Raw genomic sequence first — 22,349 nt, 5'->3', positions numbered from 1 at the left:
AAAAAGGCCTCTGGCGCTTATCCATCAAGCGCCAAAAGCTATGAATTCAATAGTAAAAAGCCTCACCCGCGAATCCCGCCGCCTGGGCGCCAGCCCGTGGGACCTGGCCATGGTCACCTGGGTGCCGCTGCTCGCCGTGGCGCTGATGTGGTGGGTGTTCTCGGCCGGACTGCCTCGCCACCTTCCCGTGGGCGTGGTGGATGCCGACCAGTCGAGCCTGTCGCGCCAGCTGGTGCGCATGCTGGACGCCACGCCGGGCCTGCGCGTCACCCGGCACCATGCCAACCACGCCGAGGCCGAACGCGCCTTGCGCAACGTGCAGGTGTATGCCGTCATCACCGTGCCGCGCGACTTTGCGCGCACGGTCAAGGAGGGGCATGCCACACAGGTCACGCTGCTGCACAACGCGCAGCTGGGCACGCATTCAGGCGTGTTGCAACGCGATGTGCGCGCGGTGGTGGGCACGCTGTCGGCCGGCATCGAAATGGCCGCGCGCAACCGGCGCGGCGAACGCGCCCAGGCCGTGCACGTGAGCATGGAACCCATCCACACACAGATGGTGGCGCTGTTCAATGTGTCGAGCAACTACGAGCAGTTTCTGGGGGCGGCGCTGATCCCTGCGCTGCTGCACATCCTGGCCATGACGGCCGGTGCCTGGGCTGTCGGGCGCGAGCTGCGTGACCGCACCGTGGGCGAGTGGCTGGGGTCGGGCGGGCTGCCGAACATAGCTGGTGCGCTGATCGGCAAGCTGGCCTTGCCTTGGGCTTCCCTCACGCTGGTGGGGCTGCTGGCGCTGGTGGGAATTACCTGGGGGCGCGGCTGGCACCCGCCGGGCAATCTGTGGTGGGTGGCTGCGGCGCTGGCTTTGCTGATGGCCGTGTCGCTGATGGCGGGCGCTGCGCTGGCGGGCATCACACGGTCGCTGCGCACCGCCTTGTCGGGCACGGGATTTTTTGCGGCACCGGCGTTTGCGTTCAGCGGCGTCGCGTTTCCGCTGGCAGGCATGCCGGGCAGCGCCCGCGCCTGGGCCGAGGCCATGCCGTTCACCCACTACATCCGCCTGCAGATCGAGCAGCTGCAGATGGGCGCGCCGCTGGCGACCAGCGTGTCGACCATGGTGGCGCTGATGATCGCCACGGCCGTGCTGTGGCTGGTGGGCGCCCTCGCACTCAGCGTGGCCCACCGCAGCCCTCACACCTGGGGAAGCCGCTGATGAATGCCACGATGAAACCCATGCCGGTGGTGACACCACCACCCCAGGGCGTTCTGCGGGCCTGGCTGCAAGCGCTGGCCGCCGTGGTGCGCGACAAGGGCGTTCTGCTGCTGCTCATCGGTGCACCCGTGCTCTACGGCTTTTTCTACCCCTGGTTCTACGCCGATGAGGTGCTCACCCGCGTGCAGGTGGCCGTGGTGGACATGGACCGCACCAGCCTGTCGCGCCAGATCGCCCGCTTTGCCGATGCCGACCCGCGCATTGACGTGCGCCTGTTAACGGGCAACGAGCGCGAGGCGCAGGAGGCGCTGTGGCGTGGCGAGATAGAAGGCTACGTGCTGATCCCTGCGCATCTCAAGCGCAGTGTGGTGCGCGGTGAAAGTGCCGTGGTCAGCATCGAGGCCAACGGTGCCTATGCACTGCTCAACAAGGCTGTGCAGTACGGCTTTGCCGAAGCGGTGGGCGCCGTGTCTGCAGGCGTCGAAATCCGACAGCTGCAGGCCAGCGGCCAGAGCGCGCAGCAGGCCCGTGCCAGCCGCGCGCCAGTGCAGTTGCAGATGGTGGCGCTGTTCAACCCCATCGAGGGCTACGGCAGCTTTGTGGTGCCCGCCGTGGCACTGCTCATCCTGCAGCAGACCCTGCTGATGGGCGCTGCCATGCTCGCCGGCACATGGGTGGAAAGTGGCCAGCACCGCGCCCACGCCACCACCTGGCTGGGCCGCCTGCTGGGCCTGAGCACGCTGGGCTGGGCCAGTGGCCTCTTCTACTTTGGCTGGATCTTTCTGCTGCACGACTACCCCCGTGGCGGCAACCCGCTGGGCGCACTGGCGCTGCTGGCCTGCTACATCCCGGCCATCGCGGCGCTGGGGGCGCTGCTGGGCCTGTGGTTTGGCAACCGCGAACGCGCGCTGCAGGTGCTGCTGTGGACCACACTGCCCATCGCCTTCGTGGCTGGGTTCTCGTGGCCGGCAGAGGCGCTGCCCGAGCCGCTGCAGTGGCTGCGCTGGCTGCTGCCCAGCACGTCCGGGGTGCAGGCGTCACTGCGGCTCAATCAGCTGGGGGCGCCGTTGTCTGCGGCCCTGCCCTACCTGTGTGCGCTGGTGGCGCTGGGTACGGTGTGCACGGCCGCCGTGCTGGTCAAGGCCGGCCCTGCGCGCGCAGCCTTGCCCCAACCTGTCGCGCACTGATCAGTCAGCGATCACTACTCACTGGGGGTGGGCAGCAGCCTGGGGCCCTGTCCGCAGGCGCACAGGGCCGCTACGCTCCTCGATCGCCTTCTGAACCTCTTTGCGCAGGCCCAGCAAAAACCCGAGCTCCGCCACCACAAACAGCGGCCCCACGATCAGGCCCACCAGGTCGTCCACAAACGCCGGTTTGCGCCCCTCGTAGTAGTGGCCCACAAACTGGATCACCCAACCCACCACAAACAACCCGATACCCGAGGCCAGCCACAGCGCGGCGGTCTGCACCGCCAGCCACTGGCCGCCCACCAGCATGGCCGACAGCAGCGCAGCCATGGTCACGCCGTAGCGGAAGTCGAGCCGGAAGTAAAAGAAGCAACTCGCCAGGGCCGCCAGCAGCGCAGGGCTCATGGGCAGGTCGCCCATCTGCCAAGTGGGGCGTGACAGCAGGATGACCACGGCAAACATGATCATGGGCACGCCCACAAAATGGGTGTGGATGTTGCGCGGATCGCGGTGGTAGGCGGCGTACTGGGCCAGGTGGTCGATCAGGGTTTTCATGGGTGTCTCCCGGTGGTGTTTTGAGCAGCATCAATACTCGCTCTGCCACGGCGCCAGCGTCTGTCGTGCACACGACAAAACACGCCGCGCTGCTGCACACTTGCCCGCACACTCACCCGCACACCTTCCCGCCCGCCACCCGCGCTCTGACGCTTCCTCCTCCTGCATGACCGACCCCGCCACCTTCCTGCCAGTCCTCCAGTCCGGCCGCTGGTTTGCCCATCTGCCACCCGACTTTGCCCAGCCCCTGCTGGCCATGGCGCAGCTGCGGCATCTGAACACCGGGGAGGTCCTTTTTTTGCGCGGCGATGCGCCTTGCGGGCTGTATGCGGTGGTGCGCGGCGCGGTCAGCATCTCGGGCACGGGGGGGCGGGCCGACGAAGCCCGCGCGGCACTGCTGATACGGCTGGAGCCGCCGCACTGGTTTGGCGAGATCTCGGTGTTCGACAACTCGGCCCGCACCCACGACGCCCACGCCAGTGAGCCCACCACGCTGCTGCAGGTACCGCACGAGAGGCTGCAGCAATGGCTGCAGGCCCACCCCGAGCACTGGCACGCGCTGGCGTTGTTGCTGACAGACAAGCTCCGCTCGGCCTTTGTGGCGGTGGAAGAGCTGGCGCTGCTGCCCGCGCCGCAGCGCCTGGCACGCCGCCTGGTGATGATGGCCGAGGGCTACGGGCAATGGACAGCCGAGGGCCAGTCGCGCCGGGTGATCGGCATATCGCAGGAGCAGCTCTCGCTGATGCTGGCCATCTCGCGCCAGACCACCAACCAGATCCTCAAAGACCTCGAAGCACGCCACCTGGTGCGCGTGCAGCGGGGCGAGGTGGAGATTCTGGACCTGGCAGCCCTGCGCGCGTCATGCTATTGAATCAATAGCTGTTTGCGCTTTATACACAAGCGCTGCAGGCAGTTTTTACATAAATACTAAGCACACATTTCATTTACGGGCAAAATGGCGGCCATGCAACTGAACTACATCGCCAACGCCTCGGTGCCGTCCGCTTCGGGCCGCACGATTGCCGTGATCGACCCGTCCGACGGCCAGCCCTTCGACGAGATCCAGCGCAGCAATGCCGACGACATCGACACGGCGGTGCATGCGGCGCGCCAGTGCTACCACGCGGTGTGGCAAAAGCTGGCCCCGGTCGAACGCGGCCGGTTGCTGCAAAAGCTCTCGGCCAAGATCCTGGAGCACGCGGACGAGCTGACGGCGCTGGAGCAGCGCGACTGCGGCAAGCCCACCAAGCAGGCGCGGGCCGATGCGGTTGCCCTGGCGCGCTACTTCGAGTTCTACGCCGGTGCGTGCGACAAGTTCCACGGCGAGACGATCCCCTACCCCGACGGCTACAGTGTGCTGACCTGGCGGGAGCCCCATGGCGTGACGGGCCATGTGATCCCCTGGAACTACCCCATGCAGATCTTTGGCCGCAGCGTGGGCGGCGCCCTGACAGCGGGCAATGTGTGCGTGGTCAAACCGGCGGAAGACGCGTGCCTTTCGCTGATCCGCGTGGCGCAGCTGGCGGCCGAGGTGGGGTTTCCTGCCGGTGCGCTCAACATCGTCACCGGCTACGGCCACGAGGTGGGCGACGCATTGGCGCGCCACCCCGGCATCGACCACATCAGCTTCACCGGCAGCCCCAAGATCGGCACGCTGATCCAGCAGGTGGCGGCAGAGCGCCACTGCCCCGTGACGCTGGAGCTGGGCGGAAAAAGCCCGCAGATCATCTTTGCGGATGCGGACCTCGATGCCGCCATCCCCGTGGTCATCAACGCCATCGTGCAGAACGCCGGGCAGACATGCTCGGCAGGATCGCGCGTGCTGATCGACTCGCTGATTTATGAACCGCTGCTGGAGCGCCTGGGCAAGGCGTTTGAAAAGCTGCGCGTGGGCCCCGCTGCCATGGACCTGGACGTGGGCCCGCTGATCCGCCAGACGCAACAGCAGCGCGTGTGGGATTTCCTCTCGGACGCGCAGGTCGCTGGCATCCCCATGGTGGCGCAGGGCGTGGTGGTGGACGAAGCGCCCGAGACCGGCTACTACCAGGCCCCGACCCTGCTGCGCGATGTACCGGTAGGCCACCGCCTTGCGCAGGAAGAAGTGTTCGGACCCGTGCTGTCGGCCATGGCCTTCCAGGACGAAGACCACGCGGTGGAGCTGGCCAACGCCACGCAGTTTGGCCTGGTGGCCGGTATCTGGACGCGCGATGGCGCGCGCCAGTTCCGCATGGCCAAGCGCGTGCACAGCGGGCAGGTGTTCATCAACAACTATGGCGCGGCCGGCGGTGTGGAGCTGCCGTTTGGCGGCGTCAAATCCAGCGGCTACGGGCGCGAAAAGGGCTTTGAAGCGTTGTATGGCTTTACCACGCTCAAAACTGTCGCCATCAAATATGGGTAACCCCCTGTGCCGCTTCGCGTCTCCCCCCTGCAGGGGGACGCCGCCAGCGCACGCAAGCCAGACGCCGCATGCGCGGCTTGGCGGCCCTTGCGCGGCGGCACTCGCTTAGACCGCGCCAGTTTCAATCCCTCGCTACCAACCACGATAGAAGCGAATGCCCCTGAGCCCCCCCGCCCCCCGCACCCTGAAGCATGTTCGCCGGGTGAACTACCAGGGCTTTGAACGCGACGATGGCCTGTGGGACATCGAAGGCGAGCTGCACGACAGCAAGGCGTTTGATGCCCCCTCGCACCGCGACCCGACGCGCACGCGCCTGGCGGGTGAGGCCATCCACCACATGTGGCTGCGCGTGACCGTGAACCGCCAGCTGGTGGTGCAGGCGGTGGATGTGGCCATGGACTCGCACCCGCTCAAAGGCTGCACCGAGGCCCAAGCCGCGCTGCAGCGCATGGTGGGCTGCAGCATGGCGCGCGGCTGGCGCCAGGCCATCCAGAAACACCTGGGCGGCGTGGAAAGCTGCACGCACCTGCGCGAACTGCTGTTCAACCTGGCCACAGCGGCGTTCCAGTCGGTGCCTGCGGTGTTTGCCGCCAGCCACCCCGACGAGCCACCGCGCCATCTGGGCCAGTGCACGGGGTGGGACTTCAACGGCCAGGGCGTGAAAGAGTTTTTCCCCCAGTTCTACGGCCGTGCGCCCCAGGCCGCCCGGGCCGTGGAACCCCCCGCAGGCACAGAAATACCAGCCAAATCAGCCTCTAGCGCTTGATGGTCAAGCGCCAGCAGCTATCAATTTTGAACAGTCCAAGGAGCCATTCCATGCGCGTTTCGAACAAGTCCATCATCGTCACCGGCGCCGGCAACGGCATTGGCGAAGGCATCACCAAGCGCCTGGCGGCCGAGGGCGGCAAGGTGATCGTGAACGACATCAACGAGGCGGGCGGCCAGCGCGTGGTGGCCGAGATCACGGCCGCGGGCGGCACGGCAGCGTTCTTCAAGGCCGACGTGACGAAGTCCGCCGAAGTGAAGGCCATGGTCGACGAAGCCGTGCGCCTGTACGGCCGCCTGGACGTGGTGGTCAACAACGCAGGCTGGACACACCGCAACCGCCCCATGCTGGAGGTGACCGAGGAAGAGTTCGACAAGGTCTATGCCATCAACATGAAGAGCATCTACCTGAGCGCCATCCACGCCGTGCCCGCGCTGCGCCAGGCGGGGGCGGCAGCATCATCAACATCGCCTCCACAGCAGGGCTGCGGCCCCGCCCGGGCCTGACCTGGTACAACGGCTCCAAGGGCGCGGTCATCATCACCAGCAAGTCCATGGCGGCAGAACTGGGCCCGGACAACATTCGCGTCAACTGCATCAACCCCGTGTTCAACCCCGACACGGGCCTGGCCGCCGAATTTGCCGGTGGCCCGGTGGACGAGGCGCGCCGCGCCAAGTTTCTGGCCACCATTCCGCTGGGGCGCTTTTCCACCGCGCTGGATGTGGCCAATGCGGCGCTGTACCTGGCCAGCGACGAGGCCGCGTTTGTGAGCGGCGTGTGCATTGAAGTGGACGGCGGGCGCTGCGTGTAGCGCTGCTGCGCCGCCCGTCGCCCGCCAAGGGGCATTGCCGCGCCCACCGGCCACGGGGGGCCAAACCTGACACACTCCGCGTTTCAGGAGGCAAACATGTTGATACAACTTACCTACGCGAGCCGCACCTCGCGCGTGCTGGGCCCCGCCGATGTCAAGGACATCCTGGGCGCATCCCAGCGTAACAACGCCCGCGCGGGCATCACGGGCGCGCTGTGCCTGAACCATGGCATCTTCCTGCAGCAGCTCGAAGGCGACCGCACTGCGGTGAACGCGCTGTACCACCGGCTTCTCAAGGATTCGCGCCACAAGGACACGGCAGTGCTGGACTTTTGCGAGATCCCGCACCGGCGGTTTGCCAGCTGGTCCATGGGACTTTTGGGGTCGGTGGATGCCAACCGCCAGCTGTTCCTCAAGTACTCCAGCAGTAACGAGTTTGACCCGTTCAGCATGAGCACCTTGACGCTGCGCAGCTTCTTTGACGAAATCCTGCAGAACGTGCGCTGGCTGGAGTGAGAAAATGCGGCGCATGCACCCACCCTCTGCACCGCCGCTCTACGAGTCCGCCCATGGCTGAACGCGTCATTCCGCTCGTCGATGAACGTCTGGCCGCCCGTGTGGCCCAGGTGCCTGATCGCCTGGTAGCGCCCACAGGCCTGCTCACCGACACCCGGGGCCGCCCGCTGCGCGACCTGCGCATCAGCGTGACGGACCGCTGCAACTTCCGCTGCAACTACTGCATGCCCAAGGAAGTGTTCGACAAGGACTACCCCTACCTGCCGCACAGCGCCCTGCTGAGCTTTGAAGAGATCACGCGGCTGGCGCGGCTCTTTCTGGCGCATGGCGTGCGCAAGATACGCCTGACCGGCGGCGAGCCCCTACTGCGCAAGAACCTCGAAGACCTCGTCGCCCAACTGGCCCGGCTGCGCACGGTGGACGGGCTGGCGCCCGACCTCACGCTCACCACCAACGGATCCCTGCTGGCGCGCAAGGCCAAAGCGCTGAAAGACGCCGGCCTGAACCGCGTGACCGTGAGCCTGGACGGCCTGGACGACACGGTCTTTCGCCGCATGAACGATGTGGACTTTCCGGTGGCGGATGTGCTGGCGGGCATCGAGGCCGCGCACGCTGCGGGCCTGTCGCACATCAAGGTCAACATGGTGGTCAAGCGCGGCACCAACGACCACGAGATCTTGCCCATGGCGCGCCACTTTCGCGGCACGGGCACCACGCTGCGCTTCATCGAATACATGGACGTGGGCGCCACCAACGGCTGGCGCATGGACGAAGTGCTGCCCTCGGCCGAACTGATTGAGCGCCTGCGCGCCGAGCTGCCGCTGGTACAGCTGGATCCGAGCAGCCCCGGCGAAACTGCCGAGCGCTGGGGCTACACCAATGCCCAGGGCCAGCATGACCCCGCCCTGGGCGAGGTGGGCGTGATCAGCAGCGTGACCCAGGCCTTCTGCCACGACTGCAACCGCGCCCGCCTGTCCACCGAAGGCAAGCTCTACCTGTGCCTGTTTGCGTCCGACGGCTACGACCTGCGCACCCTGCTGCGCGGCGGCGCCAGCGACGAGGCCATTGCCTCGGCCATCGCCCCCATCTGGCAGCAGCGCACTGACCGCTATTCGGAGCTGCGCAGCAGCCTGCCTGCCGATACATCCCAAGGCGCCCGCCGTGTGGAAATGAGTTACATCGGCGGATAGCACGTGACACCTCCCCCTCAGTCGCCTTCAGCGCCTTCCCCCTCCTCTCGCGCTGCGCGCGGGAAGGGGAACACAGCCCTCGCTGTGGGGCGGCCCTTGCCCGGCTGCCCGGGCCTGGGCGGCGCTTACTGCATGAGCACTCACCTTTCAAAACATGATTGACACCCAAGACATCACCGGCCTGGTCCTGGCCGGAGGCCGCGGCTCCCGCATGGGCGGGGTCGATAAAGGCCTGCAGAACTTTCGCGGCCTGCCGCTGGCGCTTCACACGCTGATGCGGCTACAGATGCAGACCGGCAGTGTGATGGTCAACGCCAACCGCAACCTGGCCGCCTACGAGGCCTTTGGCGCGCCCGTGTGGCCGGATGTACTGGCTGACTACGCGGGGCCGCTGGCCGGCTTCCTCACCGGGCTGGAGCGTTGCGAGACGCCCTGGCTGCTGACGGTGCCGTGCGATACCCCGCTGTTCCCGCTGGACCTCGCCGCGCGCCTGGCCGCTGCGGCAGATGCCGAGGGCGCCGACATCGCCATGGCTGCCGCCCCCGAGGACGATGGCACGGGCCACAACACCGTGCGAACCCAGCCAGTGTTCTGCCTGCTGCGCGTGGACCTGCTCGAAAGCCTGGTCGCTTTCACCCAGGCCGGTGGCCGCAAGATCGACGCGTGGACAGGCCAGCACCGCTGCGCCATCGTGCCTTTTGACCAGCCCGGCGATGACCCCAAGGCCTTTTTCAACGCCAACACGCTGGCCGAGCTGCACGCGCTGGAAAGCGCCGGCACGCCCTCGCCCTGACGCCAGGCGCCGCGCACCCGCGTGCCTGCGCCACCTGCCGCCCCCACTTGGATTGCCATGAAAACCATTGCCCAGATTGCCGCCGAGCTGCAAGGCTACGACCCGCAGGCCCTGAGCGCCGCCGATGTCAATGCGTTCCTGGAACGGCTGGTCGAGCCCGTCACCGCCACCGAATCCCTGCCCCTCTTCAACGCCCTGGGCCGCGTGCTGGCGCAGGATGTGGTCTCGCCCATCAGCGTGCCCCCGCACGACAACTCGGCCATGGACGGCTATGCGTTTGCGGGCGCGCAGCTTGTTGCGGGCCAGCCTCTCGCGCTGCACGTGGTGGGCACGGCGCTGGCGGGCAAGGCCTGGGTGGGCACCGTCGCGGCGGGTGAATGCGTGAAGATCATGACCGGCGCCATCATGCCCGCAGGGCTCGACACCGTGGTGCCGCAGGAGTTCACCACGGCCGCTGCCGACGGCCGCATCACCATCGCGGCCGATGTGCTCAAGACCGGCGACAACCGCCGATTCAAGGGTGAAGACCTGATGGAGGGTAGTGTGGCGCTGGCCCGTGGCGCGCTGCTGACGCCCGCTGCCCTGGGCCTGGTGGCCAGCCTGGGCCTGCCCACGGTGACGGTGTTCCGCCGCCTGCGCGTGGCCTACTTTTCCACCGGCGACGAGATCCTGAGCCTGGGCGAGCCCCCGCGCGAAGGCGCCGTGTACGACAGCAACCGCTACACCGTATTTGGCCTGCTCACCCGCCTGGGCGTGGAGGTGATTGACATGGGCGTGGTGCGCGACGAACCCGCGCTGCTCGAAGCTGCCTTCCGGCAGGCCGCAGCACAGGCCGACGCCATCATCACCAGCGGCGGCGTGAGTGTGGGCGAGGCCGATCACACCCGCACCATGATGAAGAAGCTGGGCGACGTGGCCTTCTGGCGCATCGCCATGCGGCCCGGCCGCCCCATGGCCGTGGGGCGCATTGCCGCCGCCGAAAATCAAGCAAAATTGGCCGCTAGCGCTTATCCATCAAGCGCAAGCAGCTATCAAAAAAATAGCTTACAAACTGAGCACGGCGCCGTGCTGTTCGGGCTGCCCGGCAACCCCGTGGCGGTGATGGTGACCTTTCTCGCCTTCGTGCGGCCCGCCCTGCTGCGCATGATGGGCAGCACACACACCGCCCCGCCGCTGCTGCGCGCCATCAGCACCGAAGCGATGCGCAAGAAGCCCGGCCGCACCGAATACCAGCGCGGCCTGGTCACCACCGCGCCGGACGGCACGCTGCAGGTCTGCACCACGGGCAACCAGGGCTCGGGCGTGCTCAGCTCCATGGTGCAGGCCAACGGGCTCATCGTGCTGCACCATGGGCAAGGCAATGTGGCGGTGGGCGACGCCGTGGATGTGATGGTGTTTGACGGCGTGATCTGACACGGCGATGCGCCGCAAGCCGGGCCACGCACTCTGATACCGGGATAAGCTGAATGCAGCTTTTCGCCCCACTCACACACCCGCGTTTCACACCATGCCCTACGCCGCACAACACCTTGCCCAACCCCCGTCCCGCGATGACGTGGACAAACTGCCCGGCGCCACCGTGGTCGAATTTGGCACGCCCTGGTGCGGCCATTGCCAGCGCGCCCAGCCGCTCATCGAGCAGGCATTGAAGAACCGCGCAGACATCGCGCACGTCAAGGTGGAAGACGGCCCCGGCCAGCGCCTGGGCCGCAGCTTTGGCGTGAAGCTCTGGCCCACGCTGGTGTTTTTGAAAGATGGGAAGGAAGTGGCGCGGCTGATGCGGCCGCAGGGCGGTCAGGAAGTGCAGGACGCGGTGCGTGCTGTCGCGGGCTGAGTCGGGTGGATTTCGAGGGGAGATCTCGCCCCACCGAACTTTAAACTGCGAAAGCCGGGGCTGAGCGTTGATCGGCGACGGGATGCGCTGATCCGTGTCCGAGATATGGCCATCACCTGCCGTTCGTGAACGACAGGTCTCGGGGCACTTCAGGGTCCTGGACATCCAGGCAGCCGGGGCCGCAGCGCAGCTCGCTGCGCTGCCGCAGACGTCCGCCGCACCCGAACCGGTTGGCGCAGGTCGGTTCGCAAGGCCGAGTCCAGATGCTCTGCACACGCATAGAGCACAGCGATCTCGCCGCGCATGGCGTCCGACATAATTGGTCGAGATACAAAGCGGCCCGTCAATTCCTGAAGATGACGCGGATTAGGCTTCGCAAAGTACCAGACCTAGGGAGAAACCGACACATGGCAAAAACGACGTTCGACACCAATCCGGTGTTGCTCCAGACCCTGCTCAAGAACTGCGAAGACGGCAAGTTGCAGCTTCCCGATTTCCAACGCAGTTGGGTGTGGGAAGAAGAGCGCATCATGAGCCTGATAGCGTCTGTCTCTCGCGGCTTCCCGATGGGCGCGCTGATGTCGCTCAAGTCAAAGATCGACACGAGAGTGGTCTTCGCCTATCGCCCCATCGAGGGCGCTTTAGTTGGTCCGAATATCAAGCCCGAGCAGCTGTTGCTCGATGGACAGCAGCGCATGACATCGCTGTATCAAAGTTGCATGCGCCGTCAGGTTGTAGCCACCATCACTGCTAAGAAGCGGCTGGTCAAACGTTGGTTTTACATCGACATCACAAAAGCGCTTGTTAACGAGGCTGACCGCGAGTCTGCGATTTTCGCGATGCCCGAGGACCGCATGCTGAAGGCGAATTTCGACAAGGACATCGTGCTTGACCTGTCCTCGTCGGCCCTAGAGTACGAGCACCTGATGTTCCCGCTGAATCAAGTCTTCAGCACGGACGAGTGGATGCAGGGGTTTTGGAAATACTGGAACGCGAAGGGGGAGGACAAGATCGGCCTCTTTTTCCGATTCCAGAACGACGTGCTCAAGAACTTCACTGAGTACCAAGTCCCTGTCATCGCCCTCGGCGCAGACACCTCGCATGAAGCCGTTTGCCTTGTATTCGAGAAAGTAAACACTGGCGGCAAAGCATTGGATGCCTTTGAACTGTTGACCGCCATGTACGCGGCCCAAGGCCACAAGCTGCGCGACGACTGGCTGGGTGAGGAGAAATCCGAAGACCCCGACCGCAAGCTCGGCACACAGAAGCGGCTCGCTGCCTACGGCCGAGCTGCCAGCCAAGTGCAGGGGGTGCTGGCCAATGTCGCCGCGACCGACTTCTTGCAAGCCATTGCGTTGTTGCACACCAAGGAAGTGCGCCAAGCGGCAATGGCTGACCCCACCAAGACGGAAAACGACTGGCCGGCGGTTCGTGCCACTCGGCAGTCATTACTGGACCTACCGCTGGCGGCCTATAAAAAGCACTGCGACGCAGTGCACCAAGGCTTTGAACGCGCCGCCAGGTTTTTGCGCCAACAGCAAATTCACCGCATCAAAGACCTGCCGTACCAAACGCAGCTGGTGCCGCTGGCCGCAATCTTTGCCGAAATCGGCGACAAGGCTGACCACACCACCAACAACGAAAAGATCGCTCGTTGGTACTGGTGCGGTGTGTTTGGCGAGCTGTATGGCTCAGCCGTTGAGAGCCGCTTCGCAAAAGACATCGTTGAGGTCCCGGCTTGGCTGGATGGGGGGCCAACTCCATCGACTGTGATAGACGGCGTCTTGCGCCCTGACCGCTTGCTTACCATGCGCACCCGTCTCTCTGCGGCATACAAGGGCTTGCAAGCATTGCTGCTGCGACAAGGAGCCATCGACTTCAGAAGTGGCCAAGCCTTCGATCAAACGGTTTTTTTCGACGAAGACGTCGATATCCATCACATCTTTCCGCAAGATTGGTGCGGCAAGCAAACCCCAAAGATCCCGCCGAGCATATACGACTCCGTCATCAACAAGACGCCGCTCGGCTACCGCACCAACCGCATCATTGGCGGCGTGGCACCCTCTATCTATCTGAGAAAATTGGAAGCTGGCAAGCTTGGCCCCGGGGGGCAGATCGTGGAGCCGCCCATCGCCAAAGGCACGCTTTCTACATATCTCCAAACGCACTGCATACCAGTGCCTGAGCTATACGCCGATGACTTCATCGGTTTCATGAACGCACGCCAAAAGCTGCTTCTTGACTTGGTTGTCAGCGTAACCAAGAACGCCACACCGGCAAGCACCATTGCCGACGACGAGGGCGAAGAGCTCTCCCTGGCCATTGCCCACGACAGTGGTCTTGAACTTACTGAATCCGAATAAACAGCCAGTTCAGCGTGACCGGGGCGCTCTACACCTGCCGCCCCGATTCGGTGGACGTCATAAATGGCTTCTCGATGCGCGTCATGTTCATTCGTGGCCGTGAGGCTTGGGGTGATTTGCCGCCCAAGCCGAAGGCCGATAAGCATAAATATTGGCGCGCATAGACCTGATCCGACGCTGAAAGGCTATGCGTAGCAATCTGCTCGACTTACTTAGCGCAGGGCGAGAGCAGGCGTTGCTCGTCTCCAGTGAGGCTCTTTCCCCGACGCCCAGGACAGCACTGGGTCGAATGCACGCATATCGATCCCCGCCAGATGACCGACTGCTCTCCGGCAGGCAAACCCGCGATGGCGAATGACAGCACCGGGCCCGAAGCAGTCTTCGAGCAGATGAGGGCCCAGTCGGGCCTTTCTTAACCTTCTACCTACCTACTTGGCCACGTAATCATGCCCATGCGGATGCAACGGATGCGCCGGCTCATCCGCCGCCACCGCCGTATTCGCCCCCGGCACCACCTTGCGCGCAAACAGCGTGTACATGGTGGGCACGACAAAAATGGTGAGCAGCGTGCCCAGCGACATGCCGCCCACGATCACCCAGCCAATCTGCATGCGCGTTTCGGCGCCCGCGCCGGAGGCCAGTGCCAGCGGGATGGCGCCCAGCACCATGGCGCCCGTGGTCATCAGAATGGGGCGCAGGCGCTGGGCCGAGGCCTTGACGAGCGCATCCACCATCTCCATGCCCTGCTCGCGCAGCTGGTTGGTGAACTCCACGATCAGGATGCCGTGCTTGGTGATCAGCCCCACCAGCGTGATCAGCCCGATCTGCGAATACACGTTGATCGAGCCTCCGCTCCATTTGAGCGCCAGCAGCGCGCCAATCATGGACATGGGCACCGACACCATGATGACCAGCGGATCGATGAAGCTCTCGAACTGGGCGGCCAGCACCAGGAAGATGAACACCAGCGCCAGCACAAACACGATGCCCAGTGCGCCCTGCGAGCTCTTGAATTCGCGCGAGATGCCGTTCAGGTCGGTGGTGTAGCCCGGCTTGAGCACCTTGGCGGCGGTGGTGTCCATGAAGTTGAGCGCCTCGCCCAGCGAATAGTCGGGCGAAAGGTTGGCGGTGATGGTGGCCGAGCGGCGCTGCCCGAAATGGTTGAGCTCGCGGGGGCTCACGCTTTCGCGCACGTTGACCAGGCTGGACAGCGGGATCATCGCGTCGTTGCGCCCCCGCACGTAGATGGAGTCGATGTTCTCGGGCGTGCTGCGGCCACTGGCGGCGGTCTGCACGATCACGTCGTACTGTTCGGCGTCGCGCTTGTAGCGTGTCACGGTGCGGCCGCCCAGCATGGTTTCAATCGCCTTGGCGACCACGTCCACGCCCACGCCCAGGTCGGCGGCGCGCTCACGGTTGACCTCGATGCGCAGCTCGGGCTTGTTCAGGCGCAGGTCCACGTCGGGCCCGACAATGCCAGGGTTGCGTGCCATCTCGGCAAGAAATGCCGTGGCCACCTGGCTCAGGTTCTCGTAGCTGTCCGATGTCTGGATCACATACGTGAGCGGCCGTGAGCGAAAGCCCTGGCCCAGCGACGGCGGGGTGATGAGAAAGGCGTTGACCCCCGGCAGGCTGGAGACCTTGGGTTGCAATTCGCGGGCGAGTTCCAGCGTGGTGCGGTCGCGCTGCTCCCAGTCCACGGTGCGGTAGATCACGCTGCCCTGCGCCACCGTGGGGTTGCCGATGTTGGCGAACACCCGGTCGAACTCGGGGTAGTCGCGGCCGATTTTCTCCAGCTCCAGCGCATAGCGGTTGGTGTAGTCCAGGGTGGCCCCGTCGGGCGCTGTGACGCTGGCCAGAATGGTGCCCCGGTCTTCGAGCGGAGACAGCTCCTGCCGGATGCTGGGGTACACCAGGACCAGCGCAGCGCCACTGAAGGCCATCACCGCCACCACAATCCAGCGCGCTTGAAAGATCATGCCGCGCACGCCTGCGCGCTCGCCACCGGGGCTGCGCCAGCGCGCCGTCACCAGCCAGCGCAGTAGCCGCCCGTAGGCATCTGACAGATTGGTGAGCCAGCGCTCCATCGAGCGGTCAAACCAGTTCGGCTTGGGGTTGTGCTTGAGCAGCAGCGAACACATCATGGGCGACAACGTTAGCGCCACAAAGCCGGATACCACCACCGCCCCGGCCAGCGCCAGCGCAAACTCCATGAACAGCCGCCCCGTGCGCCCCGGCGTGAAGGCCAGCGGCGCATACACCGCCACCAGGGTCAGCGTCATGGCCACGATGGCAAAGCCGATCTCGCGCGCGCCCTTGATGGCGGCCGAGAACGGGTCGAGCCCTTCCTCGATGTGGCGGTAGATGTTTTCCAGCATCACGATGGCATCGTCCACCACCAGGCCGATGGCCAGCACCAGTGCCAGCAGCGTGAGGGTGTTGATCGAAAACCCCGCCAGTGACATCAGCGCAAAGCTGCCCACCAGGCTGACCGGGATGGTGATGATGGGAATGATGGACGCGCGGAAGGTGCGCAGGAACACAAAGATCACCAGGGCCACCAGTACCACGGCCTCGGCGATGGTGGTGTACACGCTCTTGATCGAGCGGTCGATGAAGAGCGAGTTGTCGTTGGCAATGTCGATGCCGATGTCGGGCGGCAGGTCGGCCTGCAGCGTGGGCAGCATCTCGCGCACACCTTTGGACAAGTCCAGCGGGTTGGCTGTGGCCTGGCGGATCACCCCCACCGAAATGGCATCGCGGCCGTTGAGCCGCACGCGGCTGCGGTCGCTGGCAGGCCCCTCTTCCACGCGGGCCACGTCTTTCAGGCGCACCGGAAATCCGTTGACGGTGCGAATCACCACATTCGAGAACTGTGCAGGCGTGCTCAGATCGGTCTGCGAGGTGACGCTGAACTCGCGCTGCTCGGACTCGATGCGCCCGGCGGGCAGCTCCAGGTTGTTGCGGCGGATGGCGTCTTCCACGTCCTGCGTGGTCAGGCGATAGGCCGCCAGGCGCTCCGGGTCAAGCCACACGCGCATGGCGTACTTGCGTTCGCCATAAATCGGCACGTCGGCCACGCCCGTCACGGTCTGCAGGCGGGGCTTGACGATGCGGTTGACGAGGTCGTTGATCTCCAGCGGGCTGCGGGTCTCGCTGCTGAAGGCCAGCCACATCACGGGCGAGGCGTCGGCCTCCACCTTGGCGATGACGGGCTCGTCCACCGCGTCGGGCAGGCGGTTGCGCACGCGCGCCGTGCGGTCGCGCACCTCGGCGGCAGCGTTGTCGGCATCCTTTTCAAGGCGAAAGCGCACGCTGATCTGGCTTTGCTCGGCGCGGCTGATCGAGGTGATGACGTCCACGGCGTCGATACCCGCGATGGAGTCCTCCAGCGGCTTGGTGACCTGCGATTCGATCACCTCGGCCGACGCACCCGCGTAGCGCACGCTGACCGTGACCACGGGCTCATCGATCTTGGGGTATTCGCGAACCGACAAACCCGTGAAGCTCACGGCGCCGATGAGCAGGACGAGCAGCGACAGCACGGTCGCAAAAACGGGCCGGCGGATCGAAATTTCAGCGAGTTGCATGGCTGTCCTGAAACGTGTTCATCATGCTGGCTGGCGCTGCGATGCCGGCGCCTTGCCGGCCGGACCGCACGGATTGGGGCCCGGCAGCGGTGCGATCTCGGCCACGGACGATGCCGGCGCCGAGGCCACCTTGCTACGCCCGAGGGGCGCAGGCACGTCGGGCACCGATGCCGCGCCATTGGGGGCGCTGGAGGCAGCGCCTTGCGGGGCCGGGCTGCCCAGCTCCACCACCCGCACAGCCGTGCCATCCCGCTGCACACGTTGCTGCCCCGCAGTCACCACCAAGTCACCTACAGCCAGGCCTTCCACCACTTCCACCAGCCCAGGAACCCGGGTGCCCAGCGTGACCGGCGTGCGCTGTGTGATGCGCGTGCCGGGCTCTTTGCCATCGACGATCTTGAGCACGTAAGGGCTGGCGCCATCCGGCACGATGGCCTCTTCAGGAATCACGCGGGCATCACTGCGCTCTGAAAACACCGCCGTGACGCGCGCGAACATGCCAGGGCGCAGCTGCAGGCGCCGGTTGTCAATGCAACCGCGCACCGCCACGGAACGGCCGTCGGCATCGATCTGGGGGTTGATGGCCTGCACCACGGCGCTGTAGCGCACGCCGGGCAAGGCGTCAAAAGCCACCTGGGCGCTCTGGCCGGTGCGGACCTTGCCCTGCAGCCGCTCGGGCAGGCGGAAATCGACGTACACCGCGTCCAGGTCTTCGACATTGACGATGTCCGCGCCGTCCTTGAGGTAGTCGCCCACGTTCACGCCCCTGATGCCGGCAATGCCATCAAACGGCGCCACGATCTTCAGGCGCGAGGCGGTAGCCTGCGCGAGCGACAGCTTGGCACGCGCCACCTGCAGGTTGGCGGCACTTTCATCCACCGAACGCTGGCTGATGAAGCCCTGGGCCACCAGCTCCTCATTGCGCTTGTGGTTGGCCTGGGCAATGGACAGTTCGGCCTGGCTTTGCTGGACCTGCGCGCGGGGCAACTGGTCGTCAAACTGCACCAGCACCTGGCCGCGCCGCACACGCTCGCCATCGCGGAAGTTCAGCGCCGTGATGCGCCCACTCACCTCGGGGCGCAAAACCACACTCTGGCGCGACCGCAGGCTGCCCACGGCCTCGGCATCATCGCGCAGGGCCATCTGGCGCACGGCCACGGCCTCCACCGCCACGGGGCGGCCCGCCCCACCCGCCCTGGCCGCACCATTTGCGGGCGCATTGCCTGCGACGGCGGCCTCGGTGCGCTGCTCAGGCCGCTGGAGCCACCACGCGGCACCAGAAGCGGCAGCGATGCCGATGACCGCGAAAACGATGTATTTGTTCTTGGACGCCATGGATCAGTGAAAGCGGGTGATGGGAGAAGCACGACCGAACAATGTATCAGTGCGTGTCTTGCGCCGCAGCAAACCCGAACATGACCCCAAGGACAATCGCGGAAGATTTACGCAGGCTTTACATGCCCCGGGCACAAAAAAAGCCCCGAGGGGCCTGTTGAAGCAACGCACATGCTCCGTGGCAGCGGTGAGCGCAGCCCTACGCGCGCCCCTGGGCCTTTTCAACCCCCCGGTTGGCCAAGGCATCGGCGCGCTCGTTGCCAGGATCGCCGGAATGGCCTTTAACCCATCGCCATTCAATGCGATGGCCACCCGTGCTGACCAGCGCGTCCAGCCGCTGCCACAGCTCCACGTTCTTGACCGGCTGCCGCGAGGCCGTGCGCCAGCCCTTGGCCTTCCAGCCGTGAATCCACTCGGTGATGCCCTTGCGCACGTACTCGCTGTCAAGGTACAGCGTCACCGCGCAAGGCCGCTTCAGCGCTGACAGCGCTTCGATCACGGCCATCAGCTCCATGCGGTTGTTGGTGGTGCCCAGCTCGCCGCCAAACAGCTCTTTCTCCGTCGACCCAGAGCGCAACCAAGCGCCCCATCCTCCCGGGCCGGGGTTGCCCTTGCAGGCGCCATCTGTATATATCTCTACCTGGTTCAAACTATGTCCTATCTATTTTTGTCAGTACCTGTGGCCGCCCTGGAAATCTGCGCAGGAGCCACGCGGTTGGCTACGGGCACCGTCGCCGCAGACCGCTGCCGGCCCGACCGCCATGCAGGCTCCAGCAGCCGCATGCCGTGCACCCGTTTCACTGCCACCAGAAAATATGCGGCTCCCAGAATAGGCCACCAGCGCTCGCCCCATGGGTCCATGAAGCCAAAACGTTCCAGCCACTGCGTGCTGCGCACCGCGGGACGATAGCAGCCAAACCGGGCCGATTCGACCTCGAAACTCAAAAGCCTGAGCCAGTCTCGCAGGCGCCGGTAACCAATGAACTCGCCCACGTCCGGCAGGTACAAGGTTCCCTTGCCCCCGCTCACGCGCTGGACCATGCGCGCACGCCACTGGCGCAGCCCCCAGAGGCTGGTGGGATTCAGGCCGCTGATGACGACCCGGCCCTCGGGCACCAGCACGCGCTCCACTTCGCGCAGGGCCGCGTGGGGGTCGATGCTCAGCTCCAGGGTATGGGGCAGTACAAGCAGGTCCAGGCTCGCTGCAGCGAACGGCAGGGCCACGGGCTCTGCCAGCAGATTCACCGGGCGGCGCTGCAGAGCGTCATCGCCAGCCCCGTTCTCCACAAAGGCGATGGAACCGTGCACTGCCTCCTGCCCCAGGCCCAGCCATTGGTGGGGCATGCGGTTGGCCCGCAGGCCATCGAGCAGCGGCATTCCAAGCTGCAGGCTGTGGTAGCCAAAGATATCCGCCACCGCTTCATCGAAACGCGCCTGCTCCCAGGCGAGCAGGTAGCGGCCCGGCGGGGAATCGAACCAGTGGTGCAAACCTATAATTTGATCGCTCATGAACTTGCTGCCGCTACCCGCCTTTACCGACAACTACATCTGGATGCTGCACGACGGCCGCCAGGCGATCGTTGTGGACCCGGGAGATTCCGCGCCTGTGCTGCAGGCCCTGCAGCACCTTGGCGTGCAGTTGAAGGCCATTCTAGTCACGCACCACCATGCCGATCATGTCGGCGGTGTGGATGCCCTGCGCAGCGCCACCGGCGCCGTGGTCTACGGCCCCGCACGCGAAAAAATCCCCGAGCCGCTGCACCGCCTGGCGCACGGTGATGCCGTGGAAACCATGGGACTTCGGTTCGCAGTCATTGATGTGCCTGGCCATACCGCTGGCCACATTGCCTACTACTGCCCCGACATCGACGGGGAGCCTCTGCTGTTCTGCGGCGACACGCTTTTTTCGGGGGGCTGTGGTCGGCTTTTTGAAGGCACCCCTGCCCAGATGCTGGACTCCCTGGACGCGCTGGCCGCTTTGCCCGGCAACACGCGGGTATGCTGCACCCACGAGTACACGCTCTCCAACCTGAAATTTGCGCGGGTGGTGGAACCCGGCAATGCGGCATTGCTCCACTACAGCAGCCATTGCGAGGCACTGCGGTCCAAAGACCAGCCCACGCTGCCCTCGCGCATGGCGCTCGAGCGTGACATCAACCCCTTCCTGCGCGTGCGTCAGCCTGCGGTGGCCCTTGCCGCCCACAGCCACGACGCGCAGGTGAACAAAGACGATGCCGTGGCGGTACTGGCCGCCCTGCGTCAATGGAAAAACGAGTTCCGATGAAAATTCTGTACATCGCCTGCCTGGCCTGCACGCTCTGGCTCACAGGCTGCGCCACCACCGGGCCCTCGCAGGACAGCGCGGCGGGTACCACCCCCGCCTCACCACCCACCGGCACGCCGGCCGCAGCGCCACATACCCCTGTCATCCCCAACGGCCCGCTCCGGCCCATCACGGCTGCGCAGGCTGCCAGCGGCGAAGTGGCGTCGCTCTCCACCCCTGCCGACCTCTGGGACCGTATCCGGCGCGGCTTTGCGATGCCGGACCTGCAGCACGAGCTGGTGCAGGACCGCGAGCAGTGGTACGCCACACGCCCCGACTACATGCAACGCATGACCGAGCGCTCCAGCAAATACCTGTTCCACATCGTCGAAGAACTGGAGCGGCGCGGCATGCCCACCGAGCTGGCGCTGCTGCCCTACATCGAAAGTGCGTTCAACCCGCAGGCCGTGTCCCACGCCAAGGCGGCGGGCATGTGGCAGTTCATGCCCGCCACGGGCAGTTATTTCGACCTCAAGCAGAACGCGTTCCGCGACGACCGCCGCGACGTGCTGGCATCCACGCGCGCTGCACTCGACTACCTGCAAAAGCTCCATGGCATGTTTGGCGATTGGCACCTGGCGCTGGCCGCCTACAACTGGGGCGAAGGCAGTGTGGGCCGGGCCATTGCCCGCAACCAGAAGCAGGGGCTGGGCACCAGCTACACGGACCTGAGCATGCCGGCCGAGACGCGCATGTATGTGCCCAAGCTGCAGGCCGTCAAGAACATTGTGGCCAACCCCGAAGCCTTTCGCACCGAGCTGCCGCTGATCGAGAACCACCCCTACTTCCAGACGGTGGACATCACCCACGACATTGACGTGGCCCTGGTGGCCACGCTGGCAGGCATACGCCAGGAAGATTTCCGCGCCCTGAACCCTTCCTTCCACCGGCCGGTCATTCTGGCTGCCGGCACGCCGCAGATCCTGCTGCCCTGGGACAATGCCAAGGTGTTCCAGCGCAATCTGGAGGCGCGCAGGGAAGGCCAGTACGCCAGCTGGACGGTGTGGTCGGTGCCCTCCACCATGACGGTGGCCGAGGCCGCGCAGCGGGCAGGCATGAGCGAGCATGATCTTCGCAGCGTCAACAGCATCCCGCCGCGCATGCTGATCAAGGCGGGCTCCGCACTCATGGTGCCGCGCTCTTCCGCCGTGCGCCAGGATGTGTCGCCGCAGCTGGCGGACAACGGGCAGATCGCATTTGCGCCCGAGATCGTCACCCGGCGCACCACGGTGCGGGCCCGCAAGGGCGAAACCGTTGCCAGCATTGCACGCCGCTACAAGCTCAGCGCTGCCAGCGTGGCCGACTGGAACGATGTGCGCGCCAACGCGGCGTTCAAGCTGGGGCAGGAGGTGGTGATGTACCTGCCGGTACGCCAGGCCACCCAGGCGCGCGGAACGGTTGCGCGCGCCGCACCGGCCAAGCGTTCAGCACCACCTGCGCGTCGCGGTGGCACGCCCTCAAAAAAGCGCCGCTGA

The 22,349-nt window shown here is 65.5% G+C and carries 18 protein-coding genes and 1 pseudogene; 14 read left to right on the top strand and 5 right to left on the bottom strand.

Annotated features, from left to right (window positions below):
* The first annotated feature begins 40 nt into the window (after positions 1 to 40).
* A complete protein-coding gene (locus KYG_RS20215) occupies positions 41 to 1,213 on the top strand; it encodes an ABC transporter permease (protein WP_008906788.1) in 1,173 nt (390 codons plus the stop codon).
* Positions 1,213 to 2,400 (top strand): ABC transporter permease, encoded by a 1,188-nt coding sequence (locus KYG_RS20210; protein WP_008906787.1) that lies wholly within the window; start codon positions 1,213 to 1,215, stop codon positions 2,398 to 2,400. Before KYG_RS20215 ends, KYG_RS20210 begins: the two co-directional genes overlap by 1 nt.
* A gap of 18 nt (positions 2,401 to 2,418) precedes the next feature.
* On the opposite strand, the gene KYG_RS20205 is transcribed toward KYG_RS20210, so the two are convergent.
* Positions 2,419 to 2,955, bottom strand: coding sequence for a DUF962 domain-containing protein (locus tag KYG_RS20205; RefSeq protein WP_008906786.1), 537 nt, complete (start codon positions 2,953 to 2,955; stop codon positions 2,419 to 2,421).
* A gap of 166 nt (positions 2,956 to 3,121) precedes the next feature.
* Between KYG_RS20205 and KYG_RS20200 the strand changes: the two genes are divergently transcribed.
* The 10 genes and pseudogenes from KYG_RS20200 to KYG_RS20155 all read left to right on the top strand — a co-directional run bounded on the left by KYG_RS20200 (position 3,122) and on the right by KYG_RS20155 (position 13,626).
* Entirely contained in the window at positions 3,122 to 3,826 is a 705-nt protein-coding gene (locus tag KYG_RS20200; RefSeq protein WP_008906785.1) for a Crp/Fnr family transcriptional regulator, read from the top strand.
* A gap of 93 nt (positions 3,827 to 3,919) precedes the next feature.
* Positions 3,920 to 5,353 carry an aldehyde dehydrogenase family protein gene (locus tag KYG_RS20195; RefSeq protein WP_008906784.1) on the top strand — a complete coding sequence of 478 codons (1,434 nt, stop codon included), beginning with the start codon at positions 3,920 to 3,922 and terminating at the stop codon, positions 5,351 to 5,353.
* A gap of 154 nt (positions 5,354 to 5,507) precedes the next feature.
* Positions 5,508 to 6,119 (top strand): DUF2889 domain-containing protein, encoded by a 612-nt coding sequence (locus KYG_RS20190; RefSeq protein WP_008906783.1) that lies wholly within the window; start codon positions 5,508 to 5,510, stop codon positions 6,117 to 6,119.
* A 50-nt stretch (positions 6,120 to 6,169) separates the two neighbouring features.
* Positions 6,170 to 6,930, top strand: a pseudogene (locus tag KYG_RS20185) (SDR family oxidoreductase).
* 96 nt (positions 6,931 to 7,026) lie between these two features.
* Positions 7,027 to 7,446 carry a BLUF domain-containing protein gene (locus KYG_RS20180; RefSeq protein WP_008906782.1) on the top strand — a complete coding sequence of 140 codons (420 nt, stop codon included), beginning with the start codon at positions 7,027 to 7,029 and terminating at the stop codon, positions 7,444 to 7,446.
* A gap of 53 nt (positions 7,447 to 7,499) precedes the next feature.
* Positions 7,500 to 8,636, top strand: a complete 1,137-nt coding sequence (gene moaA, locus KYG_RS20175) for a GTP 3',8-cyclase MoaA (RefSeq protein WP_008906781.1) — start codon at positions 7,500 to 7,502, stop codon at positions 8,634 to 8,636.
* 154 nt (positions 8,637 to 8,790) lie between these two features.
* The gene (gene mobA / locus KYG_RS20170; RefSeq protein ID WP_008906780.1) at positions 8,791 to 9,429 is read left to right on the top strand and encodes a molybdenum cofactor guanylyltransferase MobA; all 639 of its coding nucleotides are present in this window, start codon (positions 8,791 to 8,793) and stop codon (positions 9,427 to 9,429) included.
* A 57-nt stretch (positions 9,430 to 9,486) separates the two neighbouring features.
* On the top strand, positions 9,487 to 10,842 hold the full coding sequence (gene glp / locus KYG_RS20165; RefSeq protein WP_008906779.1) for a gephyrin-like molybdotransferase Glp: 1,356 nt from the start codon (positions 9,487 to 9,489) through the stop codon (positions 10,840 to 10,842).
* A 94-nt stretch (positions 10,843 to 10,936) separates the two neighbouring features.
* A complete protein-coding gene (locus KYG_RS20160; protein WP_008906778.1) occupies positions 10,937 to 11,263 on the top strand; it encodes a thioredoxin family protein in 327 nt (108 codons plus the stop codon).
* Between the two features lie 407 nt (positions 11,264 to 11,670).
* A complete protein-coding gene (locus KYG_RS20155; RefSeq protein WP_008906777.1) occupies positions 11,671 to 13,626 on the top strand; it encodes a DUF262 domain-containing protein in 1,956 nt (651 codons plus the stop codon).
* Between the two features lie 428 nt (positions 13,627 to 14,054).
* Here the strand turns inward: KYG_RS20155 and KYG_RS20150 are convergent, their stop codons facing one another.
* The 4 genes from KYG_RS20150 to KYG_RS20135 form a co-directional block, all read right to left on the bottom strand.
* On the bottom strand, positions 14,055 to 17,216 hold the full coding sequence (locus tag KYG_RS20150; protein WP_008906776.1) for an efflux RND transporter permease subunit: 3,162 nt from the start codon (positions 17,214 to 17,216) through the stop codon (positions 14,055 to 14,057).
* 21 nt (positions 17,217 to 17,237) lie between these two features.
* Positions 17,238 to 18,551: an efflux RND transporter periplasmic adaptor subunit gene (locus tag KYG_RS20145; protein ID WP_008906775.1), complete on the bottom strand. Its 1,314-nt coding sequence runs from the start codon at positions 18,549 to 18,551 to the stop codon at positions 17,238 to 17,240.
* A 199-nt stretch (positions 18,552 to 18,750) separates the two neighbouring features.
* Entirely contained in the window at positions 18,751 to 19,200 is a 450-nt protein-coding gene (rnhA, locus tag KYG_RS20140; protein ID WP_008906774.1) for a ribonuclease HI, read from the bottom strand.
* A gap of 8 nt (positions 19,201 to 19,208) precedes the next feature.
* Positions 19,209 to 20,060, bottom strand: coding sequence for a class I SAM-dependent methyltransferase (locus KYG_RS20135; protein ID WP_050813903.1), 852 nt, complete (start codon positions 20,058 to 20,060; stop codon positions 19,209 to 19,211).
* Here KYG_RS20135 and gloB point away from each other — a divergent pair.
* Positions 20,059 to 20,835: a hydroxyacylglutathione hydrolase gene (gloB, locus tag KYG_RS20130; protein WP_008906772.1), complete on the top strand. Its 777-nt coding sequence runs from the start codon at positions 20,059 to 20,061 to the stop codon at positions 20,833 to 20,835. The genes KYG_RS20135 and gloB overlap by 2 nt on opposite strands.
* Positions 20,832 to 22,349, top strand: a complete 1,518-nt coding sequence (locus KYG_RS20125; RefSeq protein ID WP_008906771.1) for a transglycosylase SLT domain-containing protein — start codon at positions 20,832 to 20,834, stop codon at positions 22,347 to 22,349. The genes gloB and KYG_RS20125 overlap by 4 nt, the downstream gene beginning before the upstream one ends.

The sequence above is a fragment of the Acidovorax sp. NO-1 genome, assembly GCF_000238595.1.
Taxonomy (GTDB): Bacteria; Pseudomonadota; Gammaproteobacteria; order Burkholderiales; family Burkholderiaceae_C; genus Acidovorax.
The sequence above is the reverse complement of the archived record's forward strand: the minus strand, read 5'-3'. Positions and strand labels throughout refer to the sequence as shown.